11 protein-coding genes are annotated in these 11,916 nt (G+C 36.9%); 5 read left to right on the top strand and 6 right to left on the bottom strand.

Annotation, left to right across the window (positions count from 1 at the left end):
- Positions 1–37: 37 nt before the first annotated feature.
- The 6 genes from E7480_03865 to E7480_03840 form a co-directional block, all read right to left on the bottom strand.
- Complete coding sequence (locus tag E7480_03865) at positions 38–1,780, bottom strand: phospho-sugar mutase (GenBank protein ID MBE6903725.1); 1,743 nt, start codon at positions 1,778–1,780, stop codon at positions 38–40.
- A gap of 38 nt (positions 1,781–1,818) precedes the next feature.
- Positions 1,819–2,298 (bottom strand): 23S rRNA (pseudouridine(1915)-N(3))-methyltransferase RlmH, encoded by a 480-nt coding sequence (rlmH, locus tag E7480_03860; GenBank protein ID MBE6903724.1) that lies wholly within the window; start codon positions 2,296–2,298, stop codon positions 1,819–1,821.
- Positions 2,295–3,092 (bottom strand): MBL fold metallo-hydrolase, encoded by a 798-nt coding sequence (locus E7480_03855; GenBank protein MBE6903723.1) that lies wholly within the window; start codon positions 3,090–3,092, stop codon positions 2,295–2,297. Before E7480_03855 ends, rlmH begins: the two co-directional genes overlap by 4 nt.
- Positions 3,089–4,384, bottom strand: coding sequence for a UDP-N-acetylglucosamine 1-carboxyvinyltransferase (locus E7480_03850; protein MBE6903722.1), 1,296 nt, complete (start codon positions 4,382–4,384; stop codon positions 3,089–3,091). The genes E7480_03855 and E7480_03850 overlap by 4 nt, the downstream gene beginning before the upstream one ends.
- 167 nt (positions 4,385–4,551) lie before the next feature.
- The gene (locus E7480_03845) at positions 4,552–5,340 is read right to left on the bottom strand and encodes an amidohydrolase (protein MBE6903721.1); all 789 of its coding nucleotides are present in this window, start codon (positions 5,338–5,340) and stop codon (positions 4,552–4,554) included.
- A gap of 15 nt (positions 5,341–5,355) precedes the next feature.
- On the bottom strand, positions 5,356–6,522 hold the full coding sequence (locus E7480_03840) for a rod shape-determining protein RodA (GenBank protein MBE6903720.1): 1,167 nt from the start codon (positions 6,520–6,522) through the stop codon (positions 5,356–5,358).
- Between the two features lie 160 nt (positions 6,523–6,682).
- Here E7480_03840 and E7480_03835 point away from each other — a divergent pair, with 160 nt between their 5' ends.
- Genes E7480_03835 through E7480_03815 form a run of 5 tightly spaced genes read left to right on the top strand, consistent with a single transcriptional unit; the run spans position 6,683 to position 11,720 of the window.
- On the top strand, positions 6,683–8,350 hold the full coding sequence (locus E7480_03835) for a formate--tetrahydrofolate ligase (protein ID MBE6903719.1): 1,668 nt from the start codon (positions 6,683–6,685) through the stop codon (positions 8,348–8,350).
- Complete coding sequence (tsaE, locus tag E7480_03830) at positions 8,350–8,769, top strand: tRNA (adenosine(37)-N6)-threonylcarbamoyltransferase complex ATPase subunit type 1 TsaE (GenBank protein ID MBE6903718.1); 420 nt, start codon at positions 8,350–8,352, stop codon at positions 8,767–8,769. Before E7480_03835 ends, tsaE begins: the two co-directional genes overlap by 1 nt.
- Before the next feature lie 13 nt (positions 8,770–8,782).
- Complete coding sequence (gene metA, locus E7480_03825) at positions 8,783–9,700, top strand: homoserine O-succinyltransferase (protein MBE6903717.1); 918 nt, start codon at positions 8,783–8,785, stop codon at positions 9,698–9,700.
- 6 nt (positions 9,701–9,706) lie between these two features.
- Entirely contained in the window at positions 9,707–10,588 is an 882-nt protein-coding gene (locus E7480_03820; GenBank protein MBE6903716.1) for a 4-(cytidine 5'-diphospho)-2-C-methyl-D-erythritol kinase, read from the top strand.
- Between the two features lie 22 nt (positions 10,589–10,610).
- Positions 10,611–11,720, top strand: a complete 1,110-nt coding sequence (locus tag E7480_03815; GenBank protein ID MBE6903715.1) for a peptide chain release factor 2 — start codon at positions 10,611–10,613, stop codon at positions 11,718–11,720.
- Positions 11,721–11,916: the final 196 nt, after the last annotated feature.

Below are 11,916 nucleotides of genomic sequence, written 5' to 3'. Positions count from 1 at the left end.
GTTTTTCTCTCCTATTTTTTCTATTTTCTATATTTTTTTAATTGCCTAATGCTTCAAGTTTTTCTGAAAAATCAGCTATATAGCTTTCAAGCTTTTCCTGTGCTTCTTTTTTTGTTTTTCCGCTTGTCATATAATAAATTTTAATTTTCGGCTCTGTTCCCGAAGGACGCACAACAACGCTTGTGCCGTCAACAAGCTTATAAAAAAGCACGTTTGACTCAGACATTCCTGTATCCCTTTTTGCGCCTGTATCAAGCTGAGTAATTTCTTTTGTTTTATAGTCAGTAAAAGTATCAGCCTTTACTGAGCCTATTTCTCTGAATATCTCTTTTCGTAAATTACTCATAATATTATTTATTTTCTTAGTTCCGTCAAGACCCGGCATAGCGTAGCTTATGCTTTTTTCTATATAATAGCCGTACTCATTATATATATCAATCAAAGCATCATACAAGGTTTTTCCCTCTCCTGCATAAAAGGCTGCTGCCTCTGCAAGAATAGCCGATGCAAAAACCGCATCCTTATCTCTGCAGTAATTACCTGCAAGATAGCCAAAGCTTTCTTCATATCCGAAAAGGAAATTATATTCTTTTGAAGTTTCCCACTGTAATATTTTTTCTCCGATATATTTAAAACCGGTGAAAACATTTTCAATATGGATATTGTGCTTATCGCATATTGCCTTTGCAAGCTCTGAGGTTACAATGCTTTTAATAACGGCAGGGCTTTTGGGCATCATATTTTTCTTTTCACGTATTGTTATTATATAATTTAATATAATTGCTCCTATCTGATTTCCGGAAAGAACGATATATTCACCCTCGGAATCACGAACCACAACACCCACTCTGTCAGCATCGGGGTCTGTACCCAAAATCAAGTCAACGTCTTCCTTGCGTGCCATCTCCATAGCAATTGTAAAGCCTTCTTTTTCCTCGGGGTTAGGAGATTTGACTGTGGGAAAATCGCCGTCTGTAATCATTTGCTCTGGTACAGTAATTATATGCTTAAATCCCATTTCTTTTAATATTTTAGGGACAAGACGGTATCCTGCTCCGTGAAAAGGAGTATATACTATTTTAAAATCATCTGCTATAGCTTTTACGGAGTCTGTATTTATACATTGCTTTGATACTTCCTTCAAATATTTATCATCAAAGCTTTTATCAAGAATTGTTACGTAGCCTTTATCTACCGCCTCCTGATAATCCATACAAACAACATCTTCAAAAATATCGGATTCCAAAATCGCCTGTATAACAACCTGCGCCTGCTCGGGAGAAATCTGAGCTCCGTCCTCCCAATAAGCCTTATATCCGTTATATTCTTTCGGGTTGTGGCTGGCTGTTATATTGATACCCGCTATACAGTTTAGCTCTCTTACTGCAAAGGAAAGCTCAGGGGTAGGTCTCAGCTCGTCAAAAACATATGATTTTATACCGTTTGCTGCAAGCACTCCTGCCGCCTGCTTTGCAAATTCAGCAGAAAAATGTCGTGAATCATACGCTATTGCCACACCTCTTTTTTGAGCCTCTTCTCCGCAATCGGAAATAAGCTTTGAGATACCCTGTGTAGCATAACGCACGGTATAAATATTCATCATATTTGTACCTGCGCCTATAATTCCTCTGAGGCCTGCTGTACCAAATTCAAGATTTTTGCAAAATCTGTATTCTAATTCTTTTTCATTGTCCTTTAAAGCTACAAGTTCTTTTTTAGTCTTTTCATCGACCTTATCGCTGTTTATCCATTTTTCATATTGTGCTTTATAATCATGCATATATATCACCTATCCCTTAATATGTAAAGATAGAATTTTTATTTATGGTATTCGGTATTGTTTATAATAGTAAAGCTTCTGTAAATCTGTTCTGTCAGAATAAGTCTCATAAGCTGATGAGGAAAAGTCATTTTAGAAAAAGAAAGCTTAAAATCAGAGGATGCTTTAACACTTTGGTCAAGCCCGAAGGAAGAGCCTATTACAAAGCATATTGTGCTTTTTCCGTAAAGCATAGTCTGAGAAATTTTATCGGCAAGCTCTGTTGAGCTTAGCTGCTTTCCTTCTATACAGAGGCTGAACACATATTCATTACCGCTTATTTTCTTCAATATTGCCTGCGCTTCATTACTTAACGCTTTTTCAACTTCCTTTTGAGAAGGGTTTTCAGGCAGACGGCTTTCAGGAAGCTCAACAATTTCGAAGTTACAAAATCCGTTTATTCTCTTTATATATTCTTCAAGAGCCTGAGAAATACTTTTCTCTTTTATTTTGCCTATACATATAATTTTCACAGTCATACGCAAATAACCTCAGACGGATTATGTCTTGGAGCAATACTAAGACTTAAATCTCCGCTTTTTATTCCTTTTTGAGAAAGATACATACTAATTGACTGCATAGCCTTTTGAGGAGTATTGTTTTGCTCAGAAAGATGTCCTAAAATTATTTTTTGAGTTCCGTTTTCAAGAACATTCAATATTGCCTGTGCGCTTTGTCTGTTTGAAAGATGACCGAAATCTCCCGCTATACGTTTTTTTAGCATAAAAGGATAATTCTGATTGTATTCAAGCATCATTTCATCGTAATTAGCTTCAAGCAAAATATAATCGCAATTTTTAGTATTTTGCAAAAATTCTTCAGTAATATGCCCCATATCTGTTGCGATTGCAATTTTTTTATTTGAGCTTTCTATAACATACCCCACACTACACGAGCTGTCGTGAGGGGTTTTAAAAGAAACTACACGAAAGCCGTAAAGCTCTGCACCGTCCCCTGCTTCAAAGGGTACAAAAAGATTTTTGTCAATTTCGGGATAAATCTCAGCTATTTTTTTCAAAGTAGCCTCTGTACCGAAAATGTGCTTTGAATATTTTTTGGATAACACCTTTAAAGCGCTTATATGGTCGGTATGCTCGTGAGTAATGAATATACCGCTTATGTGCTTCATATCTTTGCCAAAGCTGTCAAGTGCAGCTTCTATACGCTTACAGTTACAGCCCGCATCTATTAAAACAGCAGTGCCGTTATCCTCAGCATATGTACAGTTTCCGGAGCTTCCGGAAAACAATGTGCAAAAACGCAAAAAACTCACCCAATCTTGTTTGCTGCTATGGTTTGCTCTTCCGCTTCATAGCTTTCTTCATATATTTGTGCGCCGAGAGAACGAAGCTTTTCAACTATATTTTCGTAGCCTCTTTCTATATGGGATACTTCCTCTACCTTTGTTATTCCCTTTGCCATAAGGCCTGCTATAACCATAGCCGCACCTGCACGCAAATCACAGGATTTAACAATAGCGCCCGTAAGCTTTTCGACTCCTTCGATAACAGCTATCTTACCGTCAACACTTATCTGCGCTCCCATTCTTTTGAGCTCGTCAACGTATTTAAAACGATTATCCCAAACGCCTTCATTAACTATACTTGTTCCCGTTGCAACCGATAAAAGCGTTGTTATCTGAGGCTGCATATCTGTAGGAAAACCGGGATAAGGTAAGGTTTTTACATTTGCTCTTGTAAGAGGTCCGTCTCTTTTTACAAGAACTGCTTCATCAAACTCTTCAATAGTAGCGCCTATTTCGGTAAGCTTTGCGGAAATTGATTCCAGATGCTTAGGAATAACATTTGTAACAAGCACTTCTCCGCCTACTGCCGCTGCCGCTACCATATAAGTACCCGCTTCAATCTGGTCGGGAATAATTGTATAAGTTCCGCCGTGGAGCTTACTTACACCTGTAATTTTTATAACGTCTGTTCCTGCACCCTTTATATTTGCGCCCATAGAGTTAAGAAAGTTAGCAACGTCAACAATATGAGGCTCCTTTGCCGCATTTTCAATAACTGTCTGTCCCTGTGCTCTTACAGCCGCAAGCATAATATTTATAGTTGCGCCTACAGACACATTATCAAGATAAATATTTGCACCGTTTAAATTTTCAGACTTTGCATAAACAATACCGTGCTCTATATTAACGCTTGCGCCTAAAGCCTCAAAGCCCTTTATATGCAAATCAATAGGTCTTACTCCGAAATCACAGCCGCCGGGCAAATCAACACGGGCATTATAAAATCTGCCGAGTAATGCTCCCAAAAGATAATAAGAGGCACGCATTTTTCTCGCCAGATTTGTAGGTGCGCAGTAATCTGTCATTTTACTGCAATCTATTTCCATAGTTGTTTTATTTATAGTTTTAACATTTGCTCCCATTTTCTGCAATATTTCACAGATAAGAGTAACGTCATTTATCTGAGGGATATTCTCTATTCTGCAGACTCCTTCTACAAGAATAGCTGCAGGTATTATAGCAACAGCGGCATTTTTAGCTCCGCTGATTTCAACTGTTCCTTTTAACTGTTTGCCTCCGTCAATGACAAATCTTTTCATTCGAAATTCATCTCCCGAAAATAAAATTTATATAAAAATTTTACCAATTTACCAAATACATAAAAACACTGAATATTATACCATATTACCTCAGGTAAAGTAAAGCGATTTTTAGAAAATTATTAAAAATATTATAATATTATATATTATCTTGTATTCTCGCTTTTTTATACGCCTAAAAGTTTTCGGGCATTTTTTTCAAAAATCAATTCCAGTTCTTGCTGAGAAAGACCGCTTTTTTTCAAGTTTTCAATCTCTTCTTTTGCGTATGACCACGGGCTGTCACTGCCGAAAAGTATTTTGTCTGCCCCGTGCGCCCTTACTATTCTCAAAAACTGTTCGTTTTTATAGTGCTTTGTTCCCATAGATGTATCCATATATATTTCTTCACCTACAAGATACTTTTCAACCTCGTCCCACATTAGAAAACCGCCCAAATGAGAAGCAATCAATGTTCCGCCCTGCATTTGCTTTATCACGTTTTTCAGCCTTTCGGGAGGACAGTGAACAGGCGGAGGAAGTCCTATATCAACTCCGCAGTGAAAAATCAAAATAAGGCCTTTTGAAAAAATATAATCGTACATTGGAAGCATTTTTTCATCATCGACAAAAAAGCCCTGATAATCAGGATGAAGCTTTATACCCTTAAAACCGGCTTGAGCTATTAAATCTATCTCTTCTTTATAATTTTCATTGTCCTGATGAAAGGTACCGAAAGAGATTATTCTTGAGTCCGAAACCTCTTTTGCCCATTTATTTATATTTCTTGTCTGAGATGGTTTAGTGGCTATCGGAAGTATAACCGCCTTATCTACTCCCGACTCATCCATCAAACGCAATAAATCTGTCTTGGTTCCGTTATGCCAAGCTTTTAATTTACTGCATTTTTCAAGCTTTTCAACCGCTCTTTGAGCAATTGAATCATCAAAAATATGATTATGAAAATCAACTATCATTTTTACCCTTCTATTTTACTGAAATTTAAGATTTTCTCTGAAATTTATCATCATTTCTCCCGAATGGTTTGAAACAGACTGAACAACACCCATACATAAGAATACGCTCATAAGAGATGAGCCTCCGTAACTGAAAAACGGGAGAGTTATTCCTATAACAGGTAATACACCTGCGCACATTCCTATATTTTCAATAGTTTGTGCCGCAAGCATTGTAGCAACTCCCGTACACAGCAAAATTCCATTGTCGTCTTTTGAATTTATACCGACCAAAACCACTCTTAAAATAATCAAAAACAATAAAGCTATAATTACCATACAGCCTATAAATCCAAGCTCTTCTCCCGCAACAGAAAAGATAAAATCCGTATGCTTGGCAGGCAATAAATTGTACTGAGTCTGTATTCCGTCAAAAAGACCGTTGCCTAAAAATCTACCCGAGCCCAATGCTGTTTTACTCTGAATTGCCTGATAGCCTATTCCCAATGGGTCAAGCTCAGGATTAAAGGCTGTCAATATACGCTTTTTCATATATTCGGGCATAATACTGTTCCACAAAACAGGAACACATATAATTCCCGCAACTGCTGCTCCTGCAAAATAAACGTATTTAAGGCCTGCCACAAAAAGCATAACCAAAAATATAACAAGATATACCAGCACAGAGCCTATATCCCCTTGAAGAACAATAGGACCTGCATAGCAAAGAAAATGAACAAACAAAAGTAATACCATTAACGGAGAATTAAGATTTTCTCTTACCTTTGCTATATGTGTTGTTATTGTAATGATAAATCCTACTTTAGCTATTTCCGAGGTTTGAAGCTTTATTACTTTAAGGTCAATCCAGTTTCTGTTACCGTCTACATCTTTTGCAACAAAAAAAGTAACAATTAACGCCACAAAGAAAAACAACAGAATGTATTTTGAAAAATGCATATAAATTTCATAGTCAAAATATGCTATTAAAAACATAACCGCAAGTCCTATAACAAGACATACGCTTTGAATTAAAACATTTCTCAACGCAGAATCGGTATTTTGAGTCGCACTGTAAACAAGAACAAATCCAAACACCGGACTTATTATGCACAAAAAAATAAGAAAATTGTCAAGTCCCTTAAAAAAATTTCTTATATATCCAAAAAAGGTTTTCAAGCATTTTCTCCTTCCTTTTTCCATTTCAATAAAAATTATACTTTTACAAATACAGTATACTATTTTTTTTACAGTTTTTCAATCAAAAATAAAAAAATCTTGAAGAATATTTAATTTTATGATAAAATCAATAATGGATTATTAAGCACTAAATAAATTTATATTAATATTAGGGAGAAACAATATGCTTACAGACATTCAAATTGCTCAAGCTGCAAAGATGAAAAACATTACTGAAATTGCTAAAATTGCCGGAATAGACGACAATGAGCTTATCCCCTACGGACGTCACAAGGCAAAAGTAAGTCTTGATATTTTCAAACGCCTTAAAGACAAAAAAGACGGTAAGCTTATTCTTGTTACCGCAATAAATCCTACCCCTGCAGGTGAAGGAAAAACCACTACTACAGTAGGATTGGGACAGGCTTTTTCAAAAATCGGCAAGAACTGTGTAATTGCACTTCGTGAGCCTTCCCTTGGTCCTGTTTTCGGAGTTAAGGGCGGCGCCGCAGGCGGCGGATATGCGCAGGTTGTTCCTATGGAAGATATAAATCTTCATTTTACGGGAGATATGCACGCTATTTCAGCAGCTAACAATCTTTTGTGTGCTATGATAGACAATCATATTCACCAAGGAAACGCTTTGAATATTGACTGTCGCAGAATTGTTTTTAAACGTGTTGTTGATATGAATGACCGTGCTTTGAGAAATATTGTTGTCGGCTTAGGAAACAAGGTTGACGGTGTTCCCAGGCAGGATAGCTTTTCTATAACCGTTGCCAGTGAGGTTATGGCGATTTTATGTCTTTCTTCCGATTTGGAAGACTTAAAGAAACGTTTGGGTAATATTCTTATAGGCTATACCTACGATGAGCGCCCCGTATTCTGTCGAGATATTAAAGCAAACGGCGCTATGGCTGCTCTTCTTAAGGATGCTTTGATGCCCAATTTGGTACAAACCCTTGAAAACACTCCCTGTCTTATACACGGAGGTCCTTTTGCAAATATTGCTCACGGCTGTAACTCCGTTATAGCAACCCGTCTTGCTATGAAGCTTTCTGATTACTGTATTACCGAAGCAGGCTTTGGCAGTGATTTGGGTGCTGAAAAGTTCTTTGATATTAAATGCCGCAAGGCAGGACTTAATCCCGACGCTTGTGTAATAGTTGCTACAATAAGAGCTTTACGTTACAACGGCGGTGTTGCTAAGGCCGATGTTGGTATTCCCAATATTGAAGCTGTAAAATCAGGTGTTTCCAATCTTAAGGCGCACATTGATAACATAAAGGGCTTTAATGTTCCCGTCATTGTTGCTTTGAACAGCTTTAATACAGATTCTCCCGAAGAAATAGAAATTGTTAAAAAGGCTTGCTCAGAAGCAGGCGTAGGCTTTGCTCTTTCTGAAGTGTTTGCAAAGGGTGGAGACGGCGGAATTGAGCTTGCAAAAGCTGTTATAGAAGCCACTGAAAACAAGCAAAAACTATCTCTTACCTATGATGATAATATGAGCATTGAAGAAAAGATTACAGCAGTTACCAAGCGTGTTTACGGCGCAAGCGGAATTATCATTACAGACAAAGCTAAAAAGACAATTAAAAAAATAAACGAAATGGGATTTTCTCATTTTCCGATATGTATTGCTAAAACTCAATATTCCTTGAGCGACAATCCTTCCCTTTTGGGAAGACCTTCTGATTTTAAAATCACAGTCAGAGATATCAATATCTCCTCAGGCGCTGAATTTTTAGTTGTTTTAACAGGAGATATAATGACTATGCCCGGACTTCCTAAAGCTCCCGCCGCAGAAAACATTGATATTGATGCTGACGGAATTGTTACAGGTCTTTTCTGATGATATATTCAAACAGCTATAACGAAACAATAAATATCGGAATTGAGCTTGGCAAAAAGCTTATTGAAACCGGAGGATATATTGCAATGTACGGCGATTTGGGCGCCGGAAAAACAGCCTTTGTTTCAGGGCTTGCCAAGGGACTTGGATATGACGGTGACGTCAGCAGTCCCACCTATACAATAATGCACGAATATTTGGGAAAAATACCTTTATATCATTTTGATATGTACCGTATTTATGACGAGGATTCTCTTTATTCTACAGGCTATTACGATTACGTCGGCACAAAAAGTGTAATTGCTGTGGAATGGAGCGAAAACATCCCCTTTGCTCTTCCCAAAAGCTATATAAAAATCACAATAACTCAAGGTAAAAACGAAAACCAAAGAATAATAAACATAGAAAATATAAACTGAAAACGGTGAAATTATGCCTATTAAAATTTCAGACAGGCTCCCTGCCAGAAAAACTCTTGAAAATGAAAATATTTTTGTAATGACGCAAAAGCGTGCGCTAAAGCAGGACATTCGTCCTCTTAAAATAGCAATACTTAACCTTATGCCTACTAAAATTGCTACAGAAACACAGTTGTTGCGTCTGTTAAGTAATACGCCTTTACAGGTAGAACCTACCCTTTTACAGACAAAAACATATATTCCTAAGAATACATCTTCTGACCATTTATTAGCCTTTTATAAAACCTTTGATGATATTAAGGATGAAAAGTTTGACGGGCTTATAATTACAGGTGCTCCCGTTGAAAATATGCCCTTTGAGCAGGTGGAATATTGGGACGAGCTTTGTTCTGTTTTAGAATGGTCTAAAACAAACGTTCATTCAAGCTTTCATATTTGTTGGGGCGCTCAGGCAGGTCTTTACTATCATTACGGAATTAAAAAATATCCTATGGATAGTAAGATTTTCGGTGTGTTTGAGCACAAGGTGCTTAAAAAAAGCCATCCTTTACTAAGGGGCTTTGACGACAAGTTTTTTGTACCGCATTCAAGACATACGGAAATTAAAGAAGAAGATATTAAAAAGTGTAAAGAGCTTGAAATTTTATCGTCCTCAGACCGTTCAGGAATTTATATTGTAGCAAGTAAAACAAAGAACCAATTTTTTGTTACGGGGCACTCTGAATATGATGCTGATACACTTTCAAAGGAATATTTCAGAGATGTTGATAAGGGTTTAAAAATTGATATACCTTATAACTATTTTGAAAATGACGACCCTTCTATTCCCCCGAAAAAGACTTGGCGTTCTCACGCTAATCTTCTTTATTCAAATTGGTTGAACTACTTTGTATATCAGACTACTCCCTATAATCCCGATGAAATAAAATAGCATTAGGTGACAGCTTTGAACAGTATTACTTTACAATGTCCTGCGAAAATAAATCTCAGCCTTGATATCTTAGGTAAACGTCCCGATGGTTATCACGAGCTTCAAACTATTATGCAATCCGTTTCTTTATATGATGAAATATCAATAAAAAAAACAGACTCTGAAGGTATTTCTTTAAGCTGTAATTTTTCTTATATTCCCATTGACGAAAGAAATGTTGCATACAAAGCTGCTAAGCTTTTTTTTGAAGCTACAGGAATAAATCAATCTATTCATATATCAATAAAAAAGATAATCCCTGTTGGTGCAGGTCTTGCCGGTGGCAGTACAAATGCGGCAGGCGTTTTAATCGGACTTAATAAAATGTTTGATTTTCCGCTGTCTGAGCATAAAATTCTCGAAATCGGTAAAGCGGTAGGCGCTGACGTTCCCTTTTGTATAAACGGCGGAACTTGTTTTTGTGAGGGTTTGGGAGAAATTCTTACACCTCTTAAGCCTATGCCTAACTGTTATTTTGTTATAGTCAAGCCAAAGGAAAGCGTATCAACACCAAAGGTTTATTCTATGCTTTCTAAAAATGCTATTATTAACCGACCATTTACTGACAAGCTTTTACAAACTATCGAAGATGGCAATCTGAATTTACTTACTAAGTATGTTTTCAATGTTATGGAGGATACTGCAATTTCAATTTGTCCTTCAATTTCTACTGTTAAATCAATGCTTTCAAAATATTCTCCTATGTGTGTTATGATGAGCGGAAGCGGTTCTTCTGTTTTTGCAATATTCAATAACCAGGATTATGCTCAAAAATGTAAAAATGAAATGAAAAAACATTATTCCTCTGCTTTTATATGTTCTCCTTGTCAGGGAATTATTGAAAATTAAATTATCAACGAAGGGTGCTTTTATGCTGATTTTTGAAGAGAAAAAACTATATTTATTACAGCTAAAAAAAGATATTGATGACTTGGCTGACGCTTTAAAGCTTACTCAAGTAAAAAAAGAAATTGAAGAGCTTGAAGTACAGGCATCTCAAGAAGAGTTCTGGAACGATATGCAAAACTCTCAAAAAGTTTTACAACGTACAAAACAGCTTAAAGATAAAATCGAAAATTACTCTTCCCTTTTATCTCTTTATGAAGATACTCTTACTCTTATTGAATTAGCAGATGAGATGGAAGACGAAAGTCAATTAGATGAGATAAATAAAGGTGTAGAAGGCATAGAGAGTGAATTAGAGCATCAACGTCTTTCAACTTTGCTTTCAGGTGAGTATGATAAAAACAATGCCATTGTTACTTTCCATGCAGGCGCAGGCGGAACGGAGGCACAGGACTGGGCTGAAATGCTCTACCGTATGTATACTCATTGGGCTGAGAAAAACGGCTTTAAATATAAAATTCTTGACTACCTTGACGGTGATGAAGCAGGCTTAAAAAGCGCTGTTATTCTCGTAGAAGGTATTAACGCTTTCGGATATTTAAAATCAGAAATGGGCGTACACAGACTTGTCAGAGTTTCACCCTTTGACAGCTCAGGCAGACGACATACCTCTTTCGCTTCTGTTGAGGTTATGCCCGAAATAGATGACAGTATCGAAATTGAGATTCGTGATGAAGACCTCAAGGTTGACACTTACCGTGCAAGCGGTGCAGGCGGACAACACGTTAATAAAACTGAAAGTGCTATCAGAATTACGCACATTCCCACAGGTATTATCTGTGCTTGTCAAAACGAACGCAGCCAGCATCAAAACAGAGAAGTTGCTATGAAGATGCTCAAATCAAAGCTTGTTGAAATCAAAGAGAGAGAGCATCTTGACAAAATTGAAGATATTAAAGGTGAGCAAAAAGAAATCGGTTGGGGCTCTCAGATACGTTCTTATGTATTTATGCCCTATACTCTTGTAAAGGACCACCGTACAAACTTTGAGTCAGGTAACATAAATGCTGTTATGGACGGAGATTTAAACGGATTTATAAATGCTTATTTAAAATATATGGTTGATAAAAAATAAAGAGATGAGGGCAAAACTCTCATCTCTTGCAGGGTGTCCAAAAAGAGTGCAGATTTCGTCAATCCGTTCTCGTCGGCGTACATATAGGGTAGAGCAAATAATTCAAACTCGTTTTAAAAAGGCGGATTTTCGCTCATTCTACGTTAAAATACTCGTTAATCCATTGAGGATTAACTCCGTTTTATGCCTTGTCTGA

This window comes from Oscillospiraceae bacterium (genome assembly GCA_015067255.1).
Taxonomy (GTDB): Bacteria; Bacillota; Clostridia; order Oscillospirales; family SIG519; genus SIG519.
This window is presented reverse-complemented; position numbering and strand designations above follow the sequence as displayed.

Excerpts from the sequence above, each read along its gene's own strand:
- E7480_03840 (MBE6903720.1), bottom strand. The coding sequence starts at position 6,522 with ATGGAAAAAGGAAGGAGAAAATGCTTGAAAACCTTTTTTGGATATATA.
- rlmH (MBE6903724.1), bottom strand. The coding sequence starts at position 2,298 with ATGACTGTGAAAATTATATGTATAGGCAAAATAAAAGAGAAAAGTATT.
- E7480_03815 (MBE6903715.1), top strand. The coding sequence starts at position 10,611 with ATGCTGATTTTTGAAGAGAAAAAACTATATTTATTACAGCTAAAAAAA.
- E7480_03850 (MBE6903722.1), bottom strand. The coding sequence starts at position 4,384 with ATGAAAAGATTTGTCATTGACGGAGGCAAACAGTTAAAAGGAACAGTT.
- tsaE (MBE6903718.1), top strand. The coding sequence starts at position 8,350 with ATGATATATTCAAACAGCTATAACGAAACAATAAATATCGGAATTGAG.
- E7480_03865 (MBE6903725.1), bottom strand. The coding sequence starts at position 1,780 with ATGCATGATTATAAAGCACAATATGAAAAATGGATAAACAGCGATAAG.
- E7480_03845 (MBE6903721.1), bottom strand. The coding sequence starts at position 5,340 with ATGATAGTTGATTTTCATAATCATATTTTTGATGATTCAATTGCTCAA.
- metA (MBE6903717.1), top strand. The coding sequence starts at position 8,783 with ATGCCTATTAAAATTTCAGACAGGCTCCCTGCCAGAAAAACTCTTGAA.
- E7480_03835 (MBE6903719.1), top strand. The coding sequence starts at position 6,683 with ATGCTTACAGACATTCAAATTGCTCAAGCTGCAAAGATGAAAAACATT.